This window comes from Bacillus sp. 5w2 (assembly GCF_054353775.1).
The window spans coordinates 15,921-38,964 of the sequence record NZ_JBTIWT010000025.1; the positions used below are offsets into that span (position 1 = coordinate 15,921).

A 23,044-nucleotide genomic window follows, 5' to 3' on the forward strand; every position below is an offset into this window, starting at 1 on the left:
CTTTAAAGGTGATGATGTAGTTATTCTTAGATAACATCTTGTTCTAAGTACAACATATCTCCTTCTGTAATTGTACATTTCCCATTTGTTAATTCAATCATCCAATCTGTGAATGCTTGTTTTCCGTCTTCTTCTACATACGTATCAAATGTGACATTTTCTAGATAATGTATATCTTTAATGGCATATTTTGAATTACGTAATTCATTTTCAATTTTGCCAAGTAATGTGTAATCAATTTCGGTCTGCATAACACGCATTAGTTGCCGCTGAACAACACCAACATGATTAATGCCCTCACTTGTACATTTTCCATATGCGCGAATTAATCCACCTGCGCCAAGTTTGATACCACCAAAATAGCGTGTAACAACGACGACGGTATCTTTTAGACCTCGCTTTTTTAATACCTCAAGCATAGGTACACCAGCTGTACCGCTAGGCTCACCATCATCATTTGCTTTTTGGATTTGATCTTGTTCACCAATCAAATATGCAGAACAATTATGTGTGGCATTCCAGTTTTGTTTTTTTATTTTTTGTATAAATTCTTGAGCTTCTTCTTCTGTTGTAGCTCTGCTAACATAACAGATAAATCTTGATTTTTGAATGACAATTTCGTTTTCACCGTAGTCTTTGATTGTTAAATATTGTAATAACACTCTTATACGCCCCTATCTATCAAAATGACTAGTACTTTACATTTTAAAAGCGAGCGTTTTTATATTCAAACATTTTTTATAATTGCGCTAAATATTTTGGTGAGTATTTCGTCTTTTTGTTGTAATTTGTCGATATGGTGAGTATAATTTCAAATTGGCATTTTCATGTATGGATGCACCATTTTTAGTTTTCGTGTAAAATTAGGAAATAAAAACTTTTTTATAAGGCAGGTACGCAAATGAAAATAGCTATTGTTACTGATAGTACAGCATATATACCGAAGCATATTCGTGATGAACTCAATATATATATGATTCCATTAAACGTTGTGTTTGGAACGGAATCTTATCAAGAAGAAGCTGAAATTTCAGCAGATGATTTTTATGTAAAAGTACGTGAGCAAGAAGAACTTCCGAAAACTTCTCAGCCAGCAATTGGAAAGTTTGTTGAGCTATATGAAGAATTATCTAAGGATTATGATGCAGTTATTAGTATTCATCTTTCAAGTGGAATTAGTGGTACATATCAAACAGCAACGGCAGCTGGACAGATGGTAGAGGGTATTGATGTATATACGTACGACTCTGAAATTAGTTGTGAAGTACAAGGATTCTATGTGCGTGAAGGTGCACAGCTAGCAAGCGAAGGAAAGGATCCAAAAGAGATTATCGCCCGTTTTGATGAAATGAAGAAAACGATGGATGCGTATTTTGTAGTAGATGATTTACACCATTTACAACGTGGAGGACGATTAAATAGTGCGCAAGCTTTCATCGGTAGTCTGTTACAAGTAAAGCCGGTTTTATATTTTAGAGATAAAGTCATTATTCCGTTTGAAAAGATTCGTACGCGTAAAAAAGCGTTAAAACGTATCATCGAAATTTTTGATGAGCAAGCAAGTAAAGGTGTACCTATGGAAGCTGTTATCATTCATGCACAACGTGAAGAAGAAGCGAATGCATGGAAGAAAGAATTGGAAGCAAAATATCCTCATGTTACAATCCGCACAGGTTATTTTGGTGCTGTAATTGGAACGCATTTAGGTGAAGGTGCACTAGGTCTTGGATGGTATACGAAGTAATAAAGATATAAAAAGCTCTCTTTTGGAAGAGGGTTTTTTTACGGATATTTTACGTGTAGTTGACAAGTTAATATTTGGAAATGGTAAAATGTACGTAAAATAAAATAATGAGGAAAGTTTTATAACTTACTTTTTACAAGAGACTATATTATAATGGAAGAGAGGTGAAACATATGGAGCATAATTCTTGTTTATGTCCAAAGTTTGAGTCAGCTTTTACTTTGCTTAGTAAAAAATGGACTGGCTTAATTATTAAATCTTTGCTTGAAGAGTCAAAACGTTTTAGAGAAATTGCAGATATCATACCCAATATGAGCGATCGTATGTTGTCAGAGCGTTTAAAGGAATTGGAAAGCGAAGGCATTGTAGTTCGTAGTGTTTATCCAGAAGTACCAGTTCGAATCGAGTACGGCTTAACTGACAAAGGGAAAGCATTAGAAAGTGTTATGGATGAAGTCCAAAATTGGGCTGAGAAATGGATGAAATAACGTTTTGATTTCATTCGTATTAGCATATTTAACAAAACGTGAGGGAAACCTTACGTTTTTTTTGCTTATAAAAAGCCTTTAAAATTCTACACATACATACAAAAATACGCATATTTTGCGATATAGTTACATATAATATTACATTTGTTTTACAAAAGCGTAACATTAGCAAAAAAAATCCCGAATTATGGTATAAATTTTATAGGTTATATACGGAAAAAGAAAAAAGAAAGCGGTGTAAAAAATAAAATGAAAAAGCTAAAAATGGCATCTTGCGCATTAGTTGCAGGGTTAATGTTTTCAGGACTAACACCAAATGTATTTGCAGAAGATAAAATTTCTGACGTGAAATCACAAATTAATACACAAAATGACACTTTACATAAACAACAACAAGAACGTGATGAATTACAAAAACAAATGAATGACTTAAACAAAACAATTCAAGGTTTGGATAAGTCTGTTCAAGAGAATGCTTCGAAACTTGATGAAACAACGAAAAAAGTTGCGGATACTCAGCAATTAATTGAAACAAAAAATAAAGATATTGCAGAATTACAAACGAAAATTGCAAAGCGTGAAGAGTTATTAAGAAAACGTTTAGTTGCACTTCAAGAACAACCAAATACGAACGTTGTAACAGAAGTTCTTGTAAACTCTAAAAACATTGCAGATTTAGTTGATCGTTTAAATTCTGTTTCTAAAATTCTTGCGTCTGACGAAGATATCATGAAAACTCAACAAGAAGATCAAACGAACGTGAAAAAAGATGTTGAAACGGTAAAAACAAAGCAAAAAGAATTAAAAGAAGCACAGGCTCAAATTGAAACTGCTAAGAAAGAACTTGACACTGAAAAAGCGAAAAAAGAAACTGCAGTAAATGATTTAAGCGGAAAAATGGATACAGTTGTAAATACGATGACAAGTACGGAAAGCCAATTAAAAGAGCTTGAACAACAGGCATTAAAATTACAACAAATTGCTGAAAAAGAAGCGCAAGAAAAAGCTGCACAAGAAGTTGCTGCTCAAAAGCAGGCAGAGCAAGCAGCCCAACCAGCGCAGGCTCCAGCTCAACCAGCACAAACACAGGCTCAAACAGCAGCTCCAGCAAACAATGATGGACAAGCTAAAAAAGAAGAGCCTAAGAAAAAAGAAGAGAAAAAAGAAACACCAGCTCCAGAAGTACCAGCTGATAATGGTGGCGGAAGACAAGATGTTGTCTCAAAAGCTAAAGGTTTAGTAGGTCTGAAATATGTATGGGGTAGTGCATCAATTTCGAATGGTGGATTTGATTGCAGTGGTTTAATCTCTTATGTTTACGGTTTAGGTCGTCAAGATACTAGAGGTTTATGGAACTCTGTACAAAAGATTAGCCCATCTGAAGCAAAACCAGGAGATCTTATCTTCTTACAAGGTACTTACAGAGCAGGCGTATCTCACGTTGGTATTTATATTGGTGGCGGTCAAATGATTCATGCTGCTGATGAATCAACAGGTGTTACTTACGGTAGCGTAAATAGCTCTTATAACCAAAAACATTTCTTAGGTTACGGAAGATTATAGGATTATAATTTAATAAAAAAACGTGTATAAAGTCGATAGCTTACTATTTTATAAGTGGGTTATCGGCTTTTTTGAGTTTTTACGAGATTATAAGAAAAGTTTATAGTAGTGCTGGAGGTGGTTGCTGATGCTTGCTGGAAAACAGTTGCTATTAGAAGAACTCTCTTCAGACGTGCGGGATACATTACATGATTTGAAAAAGAAGAAAGAGGTCGTATGTGTACAAGGTGTTAAAAAGAAGGCTTCTAAATATGTGTGTCAGCGCTGCGGAAATATAGAGCAGCGACTATTTGCATCATTTTTATGTAAAAGGTGCAGTAAAGTATGTACGTATTGCCGGAAGTGTATAACGATGGGGAGAGTTAGTGAATGTGTTGTACTCGTTCGCGGGATTAATGAAAGAAAAGGAGAAAAGGAGTTAAATCCGTTACAGTGGAAAGGGGCTCTGTCTACTGGTCAGGAGCTGGCTGCACAAGGAGTGATAGAGGCTGTTAAGAAAAAAGAATCGTTTTTTATTTGGGCTGTGTGCGGGGCTGGAAAAACAGAAATGTTATTTTACGGTATGGAAGAGGCATTGCGAAAGGGAGAAAGAGTTTGTATCGCAACACCAAGAACAGACGTTGTGCTGGAACTAGCACCGAGATTACAAGAGGTGTTTCCAAATATACATGTAGCAGCCTTATACGGAGGAAGTGTAGACCGAGACAAAGATGCAGCGTTAGTCGTTGCAACTACGCATCAATTGTTACGTTACTATCAAGCGTTTCATGTCATGATTGTAGATGAGATAGATGCTTTCCCGTATCATGCAGATCAAATGTTACAGTATGCAGTACAACAAGCGATGAAAGAGAAAGCAGCGCGTATTTATTTAACAGCAACTCCCGATGAAAAGTGGAAGCGTAATTTCAGAAGTGGGAAACAAAAAGGTATCATTGTCTCTGGACGATACCATCGTCATCCGTTGCCAGTCCCTCTATTTTGCTGGTGCGGAAATTGGAAGAAAGGCCTCCATCATAAAAGAATTCCTCGAGTTTTACTACAATGGTTAAACATGTACTTAAACAAAAAGTATCCCATTTTTTTATTTGTTCCCCATGTACGATATATAGAAGAAATGAGCTTGTTATTGAAATCATTGGATCATAGAGTGGATGGTGTACATGCAGAAGATCCAATGAGAAAAGAAAAAGTGGCATCTTTCAGAAAGGGAGAAATTCCGTTATTAGTTACAACGACAATTTTAGAGAGAGGAGTAACTGTGAAGAACTTACAAGTGGCGGTGTTAGGCGCGGAAGAAGAAATATTTTCGGAAAGTGCGCTCGTACAAATTGCAGGCCGAGCAGGTCGTAGTTTTGAAGAACCTTATGGTGAGGTTATTTATTTTCATTACGGTAAGACAGAGGCGATGGTACGAGCGAAAAAACATATTCAAAGTATGAACAAAAATGCGAAAGAACAAGGATTGATCGATTAATGCATTGTCTACTTTGTGATGAATATATTTTGGGAACAGTTAGTTGGTGTACCTTCTTTGTAAAGCCTCATAAAAAATATATATGTGATAGGTGTGAGCGGAAACTTTCCTATATTATAGGAGAAATTTGCATGGAGTGTGGGCGACCTTTAGAGGACTTGCCTTCCGAATATAAAGAAAATGATATTTGTGTGGATTGCGTAAGGTGGATAAATGAGGAGAAGTATCGTCCTTTTAAAAATCGTTCTTTGCACGTATACGATGGTGAGATGAAAGAAATATTAGCACAGTTTAAGTTTCGGGGGGATGCGGAGTTAGTTCATATTTTTCATCGATCCTTTCGGGAGCTATTTCAAAAGCATTTTGCGAGTGTTTCAAGTGTTATTGCTGTTCCACTTAGTAGGGAACGGGAATATGAACGTGGTTTTAATCAGGCAGAGTTATTAGCAGCTTGTTTACCTGTCAAAATTTCTTATCCATCATTATGGAGAAGGGAAACAGAAAAGCAAAGTAAGAAGACACGTAAAGAAAGGATTTCGGGAAGTAATCCTTTTTATTTTCAGGGAGAAGAGATGTTTCATGGTCAACACATCTTACTTGTTGATGATGTATATACGACAGGAATTACAGTTAGACAAATTGGAAGTCTTTTATACGATAGAGGAGCAAGGGAAGTTTCTAGTTTGACGCTCTGTAGAAGTTGATCTATAACTGTCGAAAGGGATAATAAAAAGACGATAAGTCTTCTTTGACTTCGTAAGTTGTCATTCGTTATAGTCAAATTATGGGGCGAATGCCCTGATTTTTAGAGTGAAGGGAATGGAATGAATATGCAAGGAAGAGTGAAATGGTTCAATGCAGAAAAGGGATTTGGGTTTATTGAGCGTGAAGATGGTGATGATGTGTTTGTTCATTTTTCTGCTATTCAACAAGATGGATATAAGTCATTAGAAGAAGGGCAACAAGTTGAGTTTGACATTGTAGATGGAGCACGTGGACCACAAGCAGCTAATGTTGTAAAACTGTAGGGATATTGTTTTTGGGAAGAGAAAGCTGCGTTTGTGGCAACGTTATATATATGTAGTAGAACCTCTTGTTTTTTGCAAGGGGTTTTTGTTATGAATCAAGTTGTCAAAAAGTTGTTTCTTTTCTGTAACGAATTGTCCACAGTTATATTCGTTATTCACGATGTGAATAGGATAAAATAAAGATAGAAACGATGCATCTTTTCATTTCAACAAAAAACGATAAAAAAATCGCAATTCCACTAATTTTTTTAAAAAAGTTAGAAGGAGTTTTTAAGCCAGTGTCGAAATTATAGTACATAGGCTTGAAAGGAGGAATTCATCTATGAAATTCAACATTCGTGGTGAAAATATTGAAGTAACTCCAGCATTAAAGGAATATGTAGAGAAAAAACTAAGTAAGTTAGAGCGTTATTTTGATACATTCCCAGAGATTAAAGTTAATTTAAAAGTATACTCTGACAAGCAACGTGTCGAGGTAACAATCCCATTTACTGATTTATTACTTCGTGCAGAAGAAACTAATAGCGATATGTACGCTGCTATCGATTTAGTAGTTGATAAAATTGAGCGACAAATTCGTAAACATAAAACAAAGGTAAATCGTAAGTTACGTGAGAAAGGTTCTATGAAAACGAACTTTATCCTTCCAGAAGCAGTAGCTGTTCTGGATGAGGTAGAAGAGGATGAACTAGAACTTGTACGTACAAAACGATTCGATTTAAAACCGATGGACGTTGAAGAAGCGATCCTACAAATGGATATGCTAGGACATAATTTCTTCGTCTTCACAAATGCTGATACAAATGAAACTAATGTTGTATATGGCCGTAAAGATGGGAAATATGGTTTAATCGAAACTAAATAATAATTCAGAAGCGCAGCCGAAATGGCTGCGCTTTTTTTGCTGGAAATAGATTTTTTTAAAAAATTTTCTTAATTTAGAACGAGACATCTTGCCGATTGTTGTCATAGTTATAAGACAAGTGTTACAATTATCATTAGGTATATACATTTTAGTTTTTTTAATTAGGAGAAAAATTGGCATAACATACATTTGATTTTTATAACGACTGATTGAAATAGAGAAAAAGAAAAAACAATCAGAAGTTTTATTTTAATAAAAAGAGGAGCGTATTTCCTATGATCGGTATTTTAAAAAAGGTGTTTGATGTAAATCAACGCCAAATTAAACGTATGCAGAAGACAGTTGAGCAAATTGATGCATTAGAGCCATCTATTAAGCCATTAACTGATGAACAATTAAAAGGGAAGACGCTTGAATTTAAAGAACGTCTAACAAAAGGTGAGACAGTAGATGATCTACTACCTGAAGCTTTTGCGGTTGTTCGTGAAGCTGCGACTCGTGTTCTTGGAATGCGTCCGTATGGCGTACAGTTAATGGGTGGTATTGCCTTACATGAAGGTAATATCTCTGAGATGAAAACGGGTGAAGGTAAAACATTAACATCTACATTACCTGTATATTTAAATGCCTTAACAGGAAAAGGTGTTCACGTTGTTACAGTCAATGAATACTTAGCACAACGTGATGCAAGTGAAATGGGACAACTTCATGAGTTCCTAGGCTTAACAGTAGGAATTAACTTAAACAGTATGTCACGCGAAGAAAAACAAGAGGCTTATGCTGCTGATATTACGTATAGCACAAATAATGAGCTGGGATTCGATTACTTACGTGACAACATGGTTTTATATAAAGAGCAGTGCGTTCAACGCCCGCTTCACTTTGCTATTATCGATGAAGTCGATTCTATCTTAGTCGATGAAGCGCGTACGCCGCTTATTATTTCTGGGCAAGCGCAAAAATCAACAGAGCTATACATGTTTGCAAATGCATTCGTTCGTACATTAGAAAATGAAAAAGAATACTCATTTGATGTGAAGACGAAAAATGTAATGTTAACAGAAGATGGTATTACGAAAGCGGAGAAAGCTTTCCATATTGAAAACTTATTCGATTTAAAACATGTAGCACTTCTTCACCATATTAACCAGGCACTTCGTGCGCACGTTGTTATGCACCGTGATACTGATTATGTTGTACAAGAAGGCGAAATCGTAATTGTAGACCAATTTACTGGTCGTCTTATGAAAGGTCGTCGTTATAGCGAAGGTTTACACCAAGCTATCGAGGCAAAAGAAGGCGTAGAAATTCAAAATGAAAGTATGACGCTTGCGACAATTACGTTCCAGAACTACTTCCGTATGTACGAAAAGTTATCTGGTATGACTGGTACAGCGAAAACAGAGGAAGAAGAATTCCGTAACATTTACAATATGAATGTTATCGTAATTCCAACAAACAAACCGATTGTTCGTGATGACCGTGCTGATTTAATCTTCAAATCAATGGAAGGTAAATTTAATGCTGTTGTTGAGGATATTGTAAATCGTCATAAACAAGGACAACCTGTTCTTGTCGGTACAGTTGCAATTGAAACGTCAGAGCTTATTTCAAAAATGTTAACACGTAAGGGTGTACGTCATAACATCTTAAATGCGAAAAACCATGCGCGTGAAGCAGATATCATTGCAGAAGCTGGTATTAAGGGCGCTGTAACGATTGCGACGAACATGGCGGGCCGTGGTACGGATATTAAGCTTGGAGAAGATATTAAAAACGTTGGTTTAGCCGTTATCGGTACAGAACGTCACGAAAGTCGTCGTATTGATAATCAGCTACGTGGTCGTTCTGGTCGTCAGGGAGACCCTGGTGTTACGCAATTCTACTTATCAATGGAAGATGAACTAATGCGCCGCTTCGGTTCTGATAATATGAAATCAATGATGGATCGCCTTGGTATGGATGATTCACAGCCAATCGAAAGTAAAATGGTTTCTCGTGCAGTTGAATCTGCGCAAAAACGTGTAGAAGGAAATAACTATGATGCACGTAAGCAGTTACTACAATACGATGATGTACTTCGTCAGCAACGTGAAGTTATTTACAAACAGCGTCAAGAAGTAATGGAATCGGACAACTTACGCGATATTATTGAAGGTATGATGAAATCTACAGTAGAACGTGCTGTTGCGCTTCATACACAAGAGGAAATGGAAGAAGATTGGAACATTAAAGGTCTTGTTGACTACTTAAATACAAACCTTCTGCAAGAAGGAGATGTAAAAGAAGAAGAATTACGTCGCCTTGCTCCAGAGGAAATGAGCGAGCCAATTATCGCGAAATTAATAGAGCGTTACAACGACAAAGAAAAGCTTATGCCAGAAGAGCAAATGCGTGAGTTTGAAAAAGTTGTTGTATTCCGTGTTGTAGATACGAAATGGACAGAGCATATTGATGCGATGGATCACCTTCGTGAAGGTATTCATTTACGTGCTTACGGTCAAATTGATCCACTTCGTGAGTATCAAATGGAAGGATTCGCAATGTTCGAATCGATGATTGCGTCTATTGAAGAGGAAATTTCTCGTTACATTATGAAGGCTGAAATTGAACAAAACTTAGAGCGTCAAGAAGTTGTTCAAGGCGAAGCTGTTCATCCATCTAGTGATGGCGAAGAGGCGAAGAAAAAACCAGTTGTAAAAGGTGACCAAGTAGGACGCAACGATCTATGTAAATGTGGTAGCGGTAAAAAATATAAAAACTGCTGTGGTATCGGGAAGTAATACAGGGCGGTAGCCCAGACTGCTTTGCAAAATTTTACATCAAAAATGTATAATTAAGAAGGATTAAGCTCTCTCCGTCATAAGCGGAGAGAGTTTCCCTTGTTTTCATACGAAAGTAACAGCAATTACATAGAGGTGAAGGAAATGGAATTAGTAGAAATTAGACAAGAATTAGAGAAAATGGCTAAGAGATTAGCGGCTTTTAGGGGGTCTCTTTGACCTTCCTACTAAGGAAAAACAAATTGCAGAATTAGAAGAAAAAATGATGGCCGCAGGATTTTGGGATGACCAACAAGGCGCACAAGTTGTAATTAATGAAGCAAATGCACTGAAAGATATGGTTGGAAAGTTTCGTCAGTTAGATGAGACATTCGAAAATTTGGAAATAACGCATGAGCTTTTAAAAGAAGAATATGATGAAGATTTACATGAGGAGCTTGAATCAGAAGTAAAAGGCTTAATTCAAGAAATGAATGACTATGAACTTCAGTTATTATTAAGCGATCCTTATGATAAAAATAATGCGATTTTAGAATTACACCCAGGTGCTGGTGGAACAGAGTCACAAGACTGGGGTTCTATGTTATTACGTATGTACACACGTTGGGCTGAAAAACGTGGGTTTAAAGTAGAGACTGTTGACTACTTACCAGGTGACGAAGCTGGTATTAAGAGTGTTACTTTATTAATTAAAGGTCATAATGCTTACGGTTATTTAAAGGCAGAGAAAGGTGTACATCGTCTTGTACGTATTTCGCCGTTCGATTCTTCAGGCCGTCGTCATACATCGTTCGTATCTTGTGAAGTTGTACCTGAGTTCAATGATGAAGTTGAAATCGAAATACGTTCAGAAGACTTAAAAATTGATACGTACCGTGCAAGTGGTGCGGGTGGACAGCATATTAATACGACAGACTCAGCAGTTCGTATTACACATACACCAACAAACACAGTTGTAACATGTCAGTCAGAGCGTTCACAAATTAAAAACCGTGAGCACGCGATGAAGATGTTAAAAGCGAAATTATACCAAAAGAAATTAGAAGAGCAACAAGCGGAGTTAGATGAAATTCGTGGTGAACAAAAAGAAATCGGATGGGGTAGCCAAATTCGTTCTTACGTATTCCACCCGTATTCTCTTGTGAAAGACCACCGTACAAATACAGAGGTTGGTAACGTGCAAGCAGTTATGGATGGAGAAATTGATCCATTTATTGATGCTTACTTACGTTCTCGCATCTAATAAAGTGAAACTTTAATCAGAGGGAATTTTGTTCATCCCCACTGATTATCAGCCCGCATTCAACCTAACTTCTTTGCTCTCGCTGAATTTTGAGGCGGGGTCTTACTGCTCACAAATAGCGGGATAAGCGAAAAAAAGCCAACAAAGTTGTCGGCGTATGCTGAGGATAATCGAGGATATAAAGAATTTGATTTTATTTTTATAGATGAAGTAAAGAGGAAGAGAAGTTGGAAACGACAACTTCTCTTTTTGATGAGATTATATGTAGCATACAATGTTGTATATTGTATTGTAAAAAGTAGAGAATAGTAAAACAGGGCGGTAATAGAGTAAGACTTGAACAGAACTTTTCTGATTTCCTGTTCAAAAAGAATTCTTTATAGAAGTTTTTACGTTGTTCACAGAATTGAAACAACTTATGAAAGCTTTATATTATCAGGGTTCTTACTGTATTTTTGAAGAATATGAAATATACCTTAGTTTTTCTATATAAAGATAATGCTTATAATGAAAATGAGTGTGTTAGGAATGAAAAGAATATCAACAATGGGGAGCGATAGAAGTGAAAAAGAAATTGTTGGCTATTGCGCTAGGGACATCAGTAGTTTTTGCTTTAGGAGCATGTGGAAATAAAGAAGAGAGTAAGCCTTCGAAACAATCTGCAAGCACAGATAGCGCAGAGCAAATTTATCAAAAAAGTTGTATTGGTTGTCATGCTAAAGATTTATCAGGAGCAACTGGCCCAGATTTACGAAAAGTAGGACAGAAATATGATGCGGCAGAGATTGAAAAGATTATTGAAAAGGGTCGCGGGTCCATGTCACCAGGAATCATTCAAGGTGAGGATGCGAAAAAAGTAGCTGAGTGGTTAGCTGAACATAAATAAAAAGGGTAAAATGGACGAGTTGATTATATAATCTTATCCCAAAATGATTTTGGGTAAGAATTATGACGACTCGTTTCCTTTTTTGGAGTGTAACATAACTGTAACAAAATTGTATCCGAACTGGAAACCGTTTGATGTTACAATGAGGTTTGTAGAATTTTGCTGAAATATATTACATAGTAGTATTGCTTATAAAAAGATTGTAAGTAGACTACCTTCAACAAGAGTGGTTAAGCGAGAATAAAAGGTTATCTTTTATTTTCAGATGTACAGAAAAGTATTTCGAAAAAAATCATTAAGTATTGGGTGATAAATAATGATAAAAATGACGAATGTTTATAAGGAGTACCCGAATGGTATGAAAGCCATTGCTGGTCTCACAGTTAACATTAAACAAGGTGAGTTTGTATATGTAGTTGGACCGAGTGGAGCCGGGAAATCTACATTTATTAAAATGATGTATCGTGAAGAAAAGCCATCTACAGGATCAATTAATGTAAATGGACTTGTTATTGAAACATTAGCAGAAAGAGATGTTCCCTATTTCCGTCGTCAATTAGGCGTAATTTTCCAAGATTTTAAATTACTACCTAAGTTAACGGTATATGAGAATGTTGCGTTTGCCTTAGAAGTAATTGAAGAAGAAAAAGAAGCCATTCGTGAGCGTGTAACAGAAGTTTTAGGTCTTGTAGGTCTTGAGGATCGTGCAGACGCACTACCAAGTGAACTTTCGGGCGGAGAGCAGCAACGTGTTGCGATTGCGAGAGCGATTGTTAATAGACCAAAGGTTGTAATTGCCGATGAACCAACAGGTAACTTAGATATTGAAACAGCTCTTGATATTATGAAGATCTTTACGCGTATTAACGAGCGTGGTACAACGATTGTTATGGCGACACATAACTCAGATATCGTAAATACAATTCGTCATCGTGTAATCGCGATTGAAGGCGGAAAAATTGTTCGAGATGAGATTGAGGGAGGATACGGATATGAAGGCTAAGACCCTTAGTCGACATTTGCGAGAAGGTGTAAAGAATCTATCACGTAACGGATGGATGACGTTTGCTTCTGTTAGTGCAGTAACAGTTACATTATTACTTGTAGGTGTCTTTTTAACAGCGATTATGAATATGAACCATTTTGCGACGAAAGTAGAGCAAGATGTAGAGATTCGTGTACACATTGATCCAGCAGCAAAAGAAGCGGATCAAAAGAAATTAGAAGATGATATGAGTAAGGTTGCAAAAGTAGACTCTATTAAATATTCATCTAAAGAAGAAGAGCTAAAACGCTTAATTAAAAGCTTAGGTGATAGCGGAAAAACGTTTGAGTTATTTGAACAAGATAACCCACTTAAAAACGTATTCATTGTAAAAGCAAAAGAACCAACAGATACAGCAACAATTGCGAAAAAGATTGAAAAAATGCAGTTTGTAAGTAACGTTCAATACGGTAAAGGTCAAGTTGAAAAATTATTTGATACTGTAAAAACAGGACGTAATATCGGGATTGCGCTAATTGCTGGTCTTTTATTCACAGCGATGTTCTTAATCTCTAATACAATTAAAATTACAATTTATGCTCGTAGTACAGAAATCGAAATTATGAAACTGGTAGGTGCAACAAACTGGTTTATTCGTTGGCCGTTCTTATTAGAGGGGTTATTCCTAGGAGTATTAGGATCAATTATTCCAATTGGCCTAATTCTAGTTACGTATAATTCACTACAAAGTGTGTTTAACGAAAAACTTGGCGGAACAATTTTCGAACTTCTACCATACAGTCCTTTCGTATTCCAATTAGCTGGTTTACTAGTGTTAATTGGGGCTTTAATCGGTATGTGGGGAAGTGTAATGTCAATTCGTCGCTTCTTAAAAGTATAAAAAGTTGCAAACATAATTCGTACAAGCTTATCATATAGTAGAAATAGGTAAAGGCATCACACACTGTGTGATGCCTTTTGCTACACCACCTGTGTGTTTTGGAAAGGGGAATTCCGCATTGAAACGTAGAGTTGCAATTATTGGAATGGTTGTTGCATTTTTAATTGGTGCTGGCGGAATGTTTGCAGGTATGTCTTTATTTGGGGTTAACCCAGCAGAGGTAACGCAAACAATTTCGAGTGGAAACGCTAGCACCGCGCAAGGGAATTTGGCAAAAATTAATGAGGCGTATGCACTAATTGATTCACGTTATGTGGAAGACGTGAAGGATGACAAGTTAGTCGAAGGTGCAATACAAGGCATGTTGTCTACGCTGAAGGACCCTTATTCCACGTATATGGATAAAGAAACGGCTAAACAGTTTAGTGAATCGCTTGATCCTGAGCTAGAGGGGATCGGGGCTGAGGTGAACAAAACGGACGGTAAGCTTATTATCGTATCTCCAATTAAAGGCTCACCGGCAGAAAAGATTGGAATTAAACCGAATGACCAAATTTTATCTGTAGATGGAAATAGTGTGAAAGATTTATCACGTGAAGAAGCAGTATTAAAGATTCGTGGTAAAAAAGGAACGACTGTCGCGATTGAAATTAAGCGTGCAGGAGTAGCTGATCCGATTGTATTTAAAATTAAGCGTGAAAAAATTCCAATCTTCACAGTGTTTAGTTCTGTGAAACAAGAGAGCGGAAAAGATATCGGTTATATGCAAATCACTTCTTTTGCTGAAAATACGGCGAAAGAATTTAAGGATCAGTTAAAAGAGTTAGAGAAGAAAAACATAAAAGGCTTAGTTATTGACGTGCGTGGTAATCCTGGTGGCTACTTAAATAGTGTAGAAGAGATACTAGGGGAAATTATGACGGATAAAAAGCCGATGCTACAAGTAGAACAACGAAATGGTGAGAAGAAGAAATTCTCTACGGAACTGAAAGAGAGAAAGCCATATCCAATTTCAGTATTAATTGATAACGGAAGTGCTTCTGCTTCAGAGATTTTAGCGGGTGCGCTAAAAGAGGGAGAAGGATACGATTTAATTGGTGAAAAAACATTTGGTAAAGGTACTGTTCAGCAAGCCGTTCCATTTAAAGATGGCAGCAACATTAAATTAACGATGTTTAAATGGCTAACACCGGATGGAAACTGGATTCATAAAAAAGGAATTGCGCCAACAGTAGAAGTGAAGCAACCAGATTATTATCATGCGACACCAATTCAAATTGAAAAGACACTTTCATACAATTCAAATGATGTCCAAGTAAAACACGCGCAAGAAATGCTTAAGAGTTTAGGATATGTACCAGGACGTGAAGATGGATACTTTAGTAAAGAGACAGAATCAGCGCTGAAAGCATTCCAAAATGCGAATGAGATGGAAGCGACAGGACAGCTGGATAAAAAGACAGCTGAGGCGATTCAAACTAAAATTATTGAAAAAATCCGTTCTGGAGAAAACGATCTACAATTACAGTCAGCATTAAAGTTAATAGTGAAATAAAGTGAAACTTTAATCAGTGGGGGTTTTCTTCATCCCCCACTGATTATTAGTTGAACCAATCGGACTTTTATGGGCAGTTGACCCCCCACCTAAATTCTTTGCTTTCGCTGAATTTTGAGGTGGGGGTCTTACTCCCCATTAAAGCGGGATAAAAAGAAATACAGGCAGTTTGCTGCCTGTATTTTTTTGTGTTAAACAAACGTTTGTCCAGTTATGATAATATAAAAAGAAAGAATGATATAAATGGTGGTGATTGGGTTCGTGGAGGCATGGATTTTTGAAATAATGCGGGCAGTTGGACGTTTTTTCTTACACCCTGCTGTCTATGTATTTTTAATAAGTAGTATCTTCGTTGGATACTTACGTATGTTACGAGAACGAAAGGATTTTTCCTTTAAAGTTTATGATATTTGGTTTGAACTGCGAACATCTCTATTTGCGGGAGTTGGATACGGATTACTCGTATCTATTATTACAATTGGACTTGGCCTTGTTGTTTCCAAAGCGAGCTTATGGGTCATCTTATTTTGGACGTTATTATTTGGATTAACTGCTATGTACCGATATTTATCAGCAGCTTATACATTTAGTATCGCAATTGTATGCGTTCTATTATCTTCTAAGCTACCAGTTTCCTTCTTACAGCTTGGAGAAGGGGAAGAGAGTACGATTGTATCTCTTGCTATTTTACTAGGCGTCATGCTTGTTGTAGAGGGCTTGTTGATTTCTAAAAATGCAGTAGGATATTCTACGCCGAAGATTCGTAAGGGTAAGCGTGGGCTAAAGATTGGTTTACACGAATCAAAGCGTTTATGGATCGTGCCTATTTTTATTCTTGTACCAGGTGATGCAGTAACGCAGTTTATTTCATGGTGGCCTGTCGTTTCAATCGGTTCAGATACCTATTCTCTATTCCTCGTTCCATTTTTAATTGGATTTATGAGAAAGATTAGAAGTTATGAGCCAACAGAAGCTTTATTATTTACAGGAAGACGTGTCTACGGATTAGCAGGAATTGTACTTGTTTTAGGAATCGCAAGTTATTGGTGGCACGTACTTGCCATTATCGCAATGGGAGTCGCAATGCTTGGGCGTTTCACAATTTCCATGCAAGAAAAAATTGCGGATGAGACAAGACCGGCGTACTTCGCTGCACGTAATGATGGGCTTGTTGTATTAGATACAATCCCGAATACAATTGGGGCAGAGCTGCATTTACTGCCTGGAGAAGTAATTACGAAAGTAAATGGAGTCATTCCAGGAAGCGCTGAGGAATTTTATGATGCGCTTCAAACGAAGACGACGGGGGCATTTTGTAAATTAGAAGTATTAGATACAAATGGTGAGCTTCGTCTTGCTCAAACGGCATTATACGCTGGGGGACATCATGAATTAGGTATTGTATTTGTTCAGCAGGAGCATGAGTGGGATTCGGAAGCTATGTAATAATAAAATGAAAGAAGAGGTTATATAACATTGTAGTTATATAGCCTCTTCTTTTTTGATTTACGGTTTTACTTGAGCGTAATGTTGTACAACAAACTCACGAAACGTTTGTGCAGCAAGTGATAAGTAGTGTTTTTCATTCCATACTAAATGAGGCGTCCATTGGCAAACGGGCTCTTCAATATGGAGAAGCGTTAGCGGGGGCAATTCCTTTTTTGCTGCGATTGGTAAAAAAGCAACGCCAAGTCCAGTGCGTACTAAGCCGCTTATTGCTGCAGGTTCATCTCCTTCACATACAATGTTAGGCGTAAACCCAGCTTGTCTGCAGAAATTGTCTGTAATCTCACGGAAGCTATACCCTGGTTTTAGGGAGATAAAAGGATCATTTGCTACTTCACTTAGCTTGATACGATCGCGATCTTTGAGTCGATGTGTACTTGGTACAGCTAGTACGATCTCTTCGGTCATTAATGGAAGACTATAGACTCCTAGTCGATCAATAGGTGAAGGTGTGAGACAAAAGTCGATTTCGCCTTTTTCAAGAAGCTGAATTTTTAATTCTTCTGTAGATGCTTGTGTTATGCGGAAGTTAATGTGTGGATATAGGGCTAGGAAAGGTGCTAGCAATTCAGAGACCCGATTTAAAGTTGTAGTAGCTACTACAACACTTCCTTGTTCTAATCCAGCCATATCTGTAACTTGTCGTTTGCCTACTTCGAGTACCTCAAGGGCTGTATCCACTTGCTTGAGAAAAGCCTTTCCGAAAGTGTTTAGACGGATTTTTCGTCCGATTCGATCAAATAAGGGAACCCCTAACTCTTCTTCTAATCGAGAGATAGTAACGCTTAAAGCTGGTTGGGAGATATGAAGTTCTTGTGCCGCTTTTGTTATATGTTCCGTCCGAGCGACTGTCTTAAAATACTTGAGCTGCAGCAATTCCATAAATTATGTTCACCTTCTCTTATATACTCGAAGTTATTAATATGATAGTTATTTTATATTTTTGTTTATCAATAATCAATTTTATAATAGGAGTGTGAAAAGAAATACTATAAGAATTTATATATAGATAAAAATGAGGTGGATGATTTTTGGATATTCAAAAATATTTAGAGCATATTCAATCTGAAAAAAGAGAGGTAAGTTTCTCTTACTTATCTCATCTTCAAAAGCAACATGTACTCAACGTTCACTTTGAGAATCTTGATATTCTTGCAAGAAAACCTCTATCTTTGCGTGAAGAAGATTTATATCAAAAAATTGTTCATGCGAAGAAGGGTGGCGTGTGCTACGAGTTAAACGGAATATTTTATTTTCTGCTAAAAGAATTAGGATTTGATTCCTATCTTATGGCAGGAACTGTATATGTAAGAGAAGGAATTTGGGCTCTTGAAAATGCTCATTTATTCATAATCGCACCAATTGATAATAAAGAGTATTTGGTGGATGTAGGCATGGGCGGTAATTCACCGAGAATTCCTGTTCCGTTGAATGGAGAGGAAGTTGTGGATAGTGATGGTCTTTACCGAGTAAATAAAGACGAGACAACATCATTTTATTATTTGCAAAAAAAGACGGATGATGATTGGGAGATGCTATATCGATTTGAACAGCCGTCTCATAAATGGAACTTGGAAAACATTCATCCAATTTGTGTCTTAACTGAAACAGCTCCAGAATCAATGTTCAATAAGGTGTATTTCCTTTCACGAGTTACAGAAAATGGGCGCATCACCTTGTTAGGAGACACACTGATTATTGTTGATGGAAAAGAAAAAACAAAAGAAAAGCTAGAAAAACATGAGATTGAAGAAACTGTTCGTCGTTATTTTCAAATCCAAGTGTAGTGAGGGGATTTTAGGGTGGGTTAATATGTAAATTTAGATCTACAAGTTAAACCGTTTATTGCACAGTTGGAAGTTACGGGATAAGAACAGAGAAGCGAAAGATTTATCGGGAGTATGATGAGTTTTGAACTATTTAAAGGATGTATTTGTGAAAAAATAAAAGGAACGAAACTTATCAGTAGAGCACTTTGGATTGAATACGATCCGTAACATATAGAAATGAAGCCTAATTTCTCATGGATATAAATGAGGAGTTAGGCTTTTTAAATTTATCCACTTTTTTAGTTTCATAGACGGATAACTTGAATAATTTTTTGATAATGTTTATCATTTAGGGAGTCTTTTTAATTTTGGAAAATGGAGGTAAGATATGCTACGTAAATTTTTTTCTTACTATAAACCGTATAAAGGTTTATTTATACTCGACTTTTCTTGCGCGGTTGTCGCAGGATTACTAGAACTTGGCTTCCCGCTTATCGTAAATCAATTTATTGATAAGTTATTGCCAGGACAAAACTGGACGCTTATTTTATGGGCTTGTTTCGGTTTACTAGCAGTTTATATATTAAATGCAGGTTTACAATATGTCGTTACATACTGGGGACATATGCTTGGCGTTAACATTGAGACGGATATGAGGCAGAAATTATTTGATCACATTCAAAAGCTATCATTCAGATTTTTTGATAATAATAAAACAGGTCATTTAATTTCACGTCTTACAAACGATTTAATGGAAATCGGGGAAATTGCTCACCATGGGCCAGAAGATTTATTTATCGCTGTTATGACTTTAGTTGGGGCATTCTCATTTATGATGATGATCAACTGGAAGTTAGCGCTATTAACGTTCTTCGTCATTCCATTCCTACTATGGTTGGCACTTTACTTCAACAAAAAAATGACAGGTACGTTTAGACGTTTATTCTCAGATGTTGCGGATTTCAATGCATGTATTGAGAACAACGTTGGTGGTATTCGCGTTGTACAAGCATTCGGAAATGAAAAGTTTGAGAAAGAACAATTTGCTGTGAACAACGCTCGTTTCCGTACAACGAAATTAATGGCGTATAAAATTATGGCGTTAAATTCATCGATTAGTTATATGCTCATGCGTCTCGTAACGCTCTTCGTCTTAATATGCGGTACATGGTTTGTTCTGCAAGGCGAATTAACGTACGGTGGATTTATCGGATTCGTTCTATTAACGAATATTTTCTTCCGTCCAATTGAAAAAATTAATGCGGTAATCGAAAGCTATCCGAAAGGGATTGCTGGTTTTAAGAGATATGTAGAGCTTCTTGAAACAGAGCCTGACATTGTAGACTCTAAAGATGCGATAGAAGTAAAACATGTACATGGTGATATTCAATATAACAACATTACGTTCGGATATGAAAACAAAGAACCGATTTTAAATGAGATTAGTTTGAAAATCCATGCAGGTGAAACGGTTGCTTTCGTTGGACCGTCAGGGGCAGGGAAAACAACACTATGTAGTTTATTACCACGATTTTACGAGCAATCATCTGGATCGATTCAAATTGATGGTATTGATACGAAAGATATGACGTTATCTTCACTTCGTAAGCAAATTGGAATTGTGCAGCAAGATGTGTTCTTATTCTCAGGAACGATTCGTGAAAATATCGCTTACGGAAACTTAAAGGCGTCAGAAGCTGAAATTTGGCAGGCGGTAAAGAGAGCTCAATTAGAAGATTTAATTTACTCACAACCAGACGGTTTAGATACTGTTATCGGTGAGCGCGGTGTGAAACTTTCAGGCGGACAGAAACAACGTCTAGCTATTGCTCGTATGTTCTTGAAAAACCCGCCAATTTTAATACTAGATGAAGCGACTTCCGCATTAGATACAGAGACGGAACTTGCGATTCAAAAATCGCTTGCAGAATTAGCAGTTGGCCGTACAACGTTAGTTATCGCTCACAGACTTGCAACGATTAAAAATGCAGATCGTATCGTCGTTGTAAATAAAGACGGTATTGCAGAGCAAGGTTCACATGATGAATTAATTGAGCAAGGCGGAGGATACAGTAGGTTATACGAAGCTCAGTTTAGTTCGTAAATATAATTTGTACTGAATTAGTGCACCATAAGTAGGTGAAAATCTCATATGGGAGGCTATAAAGTATGATTGTAACAACAACGTCTACAATTCAAGGCAAAGAAATTATTGAGTATATCGATATCGTCAATGGAGAAGCGATTATGGGCGCGAATATCGTTCGTGACCTTTTCGCCTCTGTCCGTGACGTTGTCGGCGGTCGTGCAGGCGCTTATGAAAGTAAATTAAAAGAAGCGCGCGACATCGCAATGGAAGAAATGAAAACTTTCGCAAGACAAAAAAATGCGAATGCAATTGTGGGTATCGACGTGGATTACGAAGTAGTTCGCGAAGGAATGCTAATGGTTGCAGTGAGCGGGACTGCTGTTCGTATATAAAGTGAAAAGCCGTGCGGGTGCACGGCTTTTTGTTGTTATTACGTCTAACACGATAGATAGGACGATATTCTATGTCGAAGCCTCGATATTTCTTGGGAAATGCGGAAGGTCCCGTCGATATATAGGGAAGATACTAGAGTGCTTCTTTACATTTTCGGATTTGGACTAATAATGTTTCATATTTTTGTTCGAGAGATGTGATGTCATCGTGATGATTTGTTATGGAAATTCGGCTGATGATTTCTGTTAATTTTGTTTGTAATCGTAATAATTCTTGTTCAGTAACGTTTACAGAAGCATCGGTTGTTCTTTTTGTGTATTGCTCGTAATTACCGTGGAAGACTCTTGGTTCACTCTCATCTACTTGTAGAATATGGTCTGCAACAGAGCGAATAAAGGCACGGTCATGGCTAATGAAAAGTATTGTGCCAGGGTATTCTTGTAACATGATTTCTAATTCTTCTTGCGTCGCTAAGTCCAAATAGTTTGTCGGTTCATCGAGCAGAAGCATATTATAGTTTCCTAAAAATACTTTTGCGAGTGCAACCTTCATTCGTTCACCGCCGCTTAGAACGTGAACAGGTTTATGAACATCTTCACGGCGGAATAGGAGTCGTGCAAGTATTGTGCGAGCGAATGCTTCTGTATAGTTTGTTTCTTCTAGAACGTTTTCTAAAATGGTTTTATCTGTTTTTAAAATTGATAGTGTTTGTTCGAAGTATCCGATTTTACAGCTTTTCGATAGCTGTATGCCACGCTCGTTTGCGAGAAGCATGTTGAACAAAGTTGTTTTGCCGCTTCCATTTGCCCCTAAAACGGCAAGCTTTGCACCAGGAGCAATCGTTCCATTCATATTTGTAAATAGTGTGCGGTCGTCTATTTTCTTTGTTACTTTATTGAACTGTACTGCCACTTTACTATGAATGGGTGTATGGTATTGCACGTCAAACTGGGCCTGAGAAAGATCCTTTGGCTTTTCCTTCTTTTCTAGTTTTTCGAGACGTGTCTCTAATGCTTTCGCTGCTTTGCTAACCTTTTCTTGCCCATGAGCCCCGCTTAACTTATACAGTTTAGATTCAGATGAACTGAACCGTGTTGGGATTTTTGTCATGTTAGAAGCACGTTGCTTTCTTTGTAGAATGGACTGCTCTAAACGATTTTTTTCTTGTACATATTGCTCATATTCTGCTTGTTTTTGTATTCGCTCACGTTCTTTTTGTTTTCGATAGTTGGAATAGTTTCCTTTATATTCTTGAATCATCCCGTCTTCAATTTCAATGATTTTTGTACATATATTATCTAAAAAGTCACGATCATGCGATATTAAAACAAGAGCCCCTTTATAAGATAAAAGTGCTTTTTCTAATTGCTCTGTACCGGTCATATCTAAGTGGCTTGTTGGTTCGTCAGCGAATAAAATGCCTGCCTCTTGCTCGAGAGCATGGGCAATCTTTAGACGCATTCGTTCACCGCCGCTCATTGAATTTGAGACGTTTGAAATATTCCATTTTCCTTTTGCAGGAGAAGAAGCGACCTCTGGTAATTCCTCGCTAATTTGAGGAATGATGCTTATAGAGCTATGATGAGTTACTATGCCTTTATCAGCTTCTATTTCTTTACTTAATATTTGTAATAACGTAGATTTACCAGCTCCGTTGACTCCGACAATTCCTATGCGATCCTGTGCTTGAATTTCCAGTGATGGTAACGTAAATAGTGTGCGATCACCAAAGCTCTTTTCAATATTACGTGCGAATAAAATAGTCATAA

Annotated in this window: 20 protein-coding genes; 17 read left to right on the forward strand and 3 right to left on the reverse strand. The window is 37.0% G+C overall.

The window, feature by feature from the left end; translation table 11 throughout:
• Window positions 1-26: 26 nt before the first annotated feature.
• The gene (locus ACXY7N_RS27160; protein WP_016085567.1) at window positions 27-662 is read right to left on the reverse strand and encodes a YigZ family protein; all 636 of its coding nucleotides are present in this window, start codon (window positions 660-662) and stop codon (window positions 27-29) included.
• 239 nt (window positions 663-901) lie between these two features.
• Here ACXY7N_RS27160 and ACXY7N_RS27165 point away from each other — a divergent pair, with 239 nt between their 5' ends.
• From ACXY7N_RS27165 to ACXY7N_RS27230, 14 genes are all read left to right on the forward strand, one after another.
• The gene (locus ACXY7N_RS27165) at window positions 902-1,744 is read left to right on the forward strand and encodes a DegV family protein (protein WP_488592806.1); all 843 of its coding nucleotides are present in this window, start codon (window positions 902-904) and stop codon (window positions 1,742-1,744) included.
• A 173-nt stretch (window positions 1,745-1,917) separates the two neighbouring features.
• A complete protein-coding gene (locus tag ACXY7N_RS27170) occupies window positions 1,918-2,232 on the forward strand; it encodes a winged helix-turn-helix transcriptional regulator (RefSeq protein ID WP_016085569.1) in 315 nt (104 codons plus the stop codon).
• 144 nt (window positions 2,233-2,376) lie between these two features.
• Window positions 2,377-3,795, forward strand: a complete 1,419-nt coding sequence (locus ACXY7N_RS27175) for a C40 family peptidase (RefSeq protein WP_033659985.1) — start codon at window positions 2,377-2,379, stop codon at window positions 3,793-3,795.
• Between the two features lie 127 nt (window positions 3,796-3,922).
• Window positions 3,923-5,272, forward strand: a complete 1,350-nt coding sequence (gene comFA, locus ACXY7N_RS27180; RefSeq protein ID WP_088084580.1) for an ATP-dependent helicase ComFA — start codon at window positions 3,923-3,925, stop codon at window positions 5,270-5,272.
• A complete protein-coding gene (locus tag ACXY7N_RS27185) occupies window positions 5,272-5,976 on the forward strand; it encodes a ComFC family protein (RefSeq protein WP_082181535.1) in 705 nt (234 codons plus the stop codon). The genes comFA and ACXY7N_RS27185 overlap by 1 nt, the downstream gene beginning before the upstream one ends.
• Window positions 5,977-6,102: 126 nt before the next feature.
• A complete protein-coding gene (gene cspC / locus ACXY7N_RS27190) occupies window positions 6,103-6,300 on the forward strand; it encodes a cold shock protein CspC (RefSeq protein WP_001990088.1) in 198 nt (65 codons plus the stop codon).
• Window positions 6,301-6,622: 322 nt separating this feature from the next.
• A complete protein-coding gene (gene hpf / locus ACXY7N_RS27195) occupies window positions 6,623-7,165 on the forward strand; it encodes a ribosome hibernation-promoting factor, HPF/YfiA family (RefSeq protein WP_000671186.1) in 543 nt (180 codons plus the stop codon).
• Window positions 7,166-7,440: 275 nt separating this feature from the next.
• Entirely contained in the window at window positions 7,441-9,948 is a 2,508-nt protein-coding gene (gene secA, locus ACXY7N_RS27200) for a preprotein translocase subunit SecA (protein WP_016085573.1), read from the forward strand.
• Between the two features lie 144 nt (window positions 9,949-10,092).
• Window positions 10,093-11,191, forward strand: a protein-coding gene (prfB, locus tag ACXY7N_RS27205) for a peptide chain release factor 2 (protein WP_098405031.1) whose coding sequence is annotated in 2 segments (ribosomal slippage) — window positions 10,093-10,164 and window positions 10,166-11,191 — 1,098 coding nt in all. Because the reading frame shifts where the segments join, the coding sequence is not laid out codon by codon here.
• Between the two features lie 562 nt (window positions 11,192-11,753).
• Window positions 11,754-12,077: a cytochrome c551 gene (gene cccB, locus ACXY7N_RS27210; RefSeq protein ID WP_000727965.1), complete on the forward strand. Its 324-nt coding sequence runs from the start codon at window positions 11,754-11,756 to the stop codon at window positions 12,075-12,077.
• Between the two features lie 316 nt (window positions 12,078-12,393).
• Window positions 12,394-13,080 (forward strand): cell division ATP-binding protein FtsE, encoded by a 687-nt coding sequence (gene ftsE, locus ACXY7N_RS27215; RefSeq protein WP_000594325.1) that lies wholly within the window; start codon window positions 12,394-12,396, stop codon window positions 13,078-13,080.
• Window positions 13,070-13,963, forward strand: a complete 894-nt coding sequence (ftsX, locus tag ACXY7N_RS27220) for a permease-like cell division protein FtsX (protein WP_000645023.1) — start codon at window positions 13,070-13,072, stop codon at window positions 13,961-13,963. The genes ftsE and ftsX overlap by 11 nt, the downstream gene beginning before the upstream one ends.
• A gap of 118 nt (window positions 13,964-14,081) precedes the next feature.
• Entirely contained in the window at window positions 14,082-15,518 is a 1,437-nt protein-coding gene (locus tag ACXY7N_RS27225) for a S41 family peptidase (protein WP_080120081.1), read from the forward strand.
• Between the two features lie 261 nt (window positions 15,519-15,779).
• The gene (locus tag ACXY7N_RS27230) at window positions 15,780-16,964 is read left to right on the forward strand and encodes a PDZ domain-containing protein (RefSeq protein WP_016136021.1); all 1,185 of its coding nucleotides are present in this window, start codon (window positions 15,780-15,782) and stop codon (window positions 16,962-16,964) included.
• A 60-nt stretch (window positions 16,965-17,024) separates the two neighbouring features.
• Here the strand turns inward: ACXY7N_RS27230 and ACXY7N_RS27235 are convergent, their stop codons facing one another.
• Complete coding sequence (locus tag ACXY7N_RS27235; RefSeq protein ID WP_488592807.1) at window positions 17,025-17,906, reverse strand: LysR family transcriptional regulator; 882 nt, start codon at window positions 17,904-17,906, stop codon at window positions 17,025-17,027.
• Between the two features lie 149 nt (window positions 17,907-18,055).
• On the opposite strand from ACXY7N_RS27235, the gene ACXY7N_RS27240 reads away from it, so the two are divergent.
• The 3 genes from ACXY7N_RS27240 to ACXY7N_RS27250 all read left to right on the forward strand — a co-directional run bounded on the left by ACXY7N_RS27240 (window position 18,056) and on the right by ACXY7N_RS27250 (window position 21,274).
• Window positions 18,056-18,811, forward strand: coding sequence for an arylamine N-acetyltransferase family protein (locus ACXY7N_RS27240; protein WP_016136020.1), 756 nt, complete (start codon window positions 18,056-18,058; stop codon window positions 18,809-18,811).
• Between the two features lie 370 nt (window positions 18,812-19,181).
• The gene (locus tag ACXY7N_RS27245; protein ID WP_016136019.1) at window positions 19,182-20,897 is read left to right on the forward strand and encodes an ABC transporter ATP-binding protein; all 1,716 of its coding nucleotides are present in this window, start codon (window positions 19,182-19,184) and stop codon (window positions 20,895-20,897) included.
• A gap of 65 nt (window positions 20,898-20,962) precedes the next feature.
• Window positions 20,963-21,274, forward strand: a complete 312-nt coding sequence (locus ACXY7N_RS27250) for a heavy metal-binding domain-containing protein (RefSeq protein WP_000637523.1) — start codon at window positions 20,963-20,965, stop codon at window positions 21,272-21,274.
• A gap of 133 nt (window positions 21,275-21,407) precedes the next feature.
• On the opposite strand, the gene abc-f is transcribed toward ACXY7N_RS27250, so the two are convergent.
• Window positions 21,408-23,042, reverse strand: a complete 1,635-nt coding sequence (abc-f, locus tag ACXY7N_RS27255) for a ribosomal protection-like ABC-F family protein (protein ID WP_016136018.1) — start codon at window positions 23,040-23,042, stop codon at window positions 21,408-21,410.
• Window positions 23,043-23,044 lie beyond the last annotated feature (2 nt).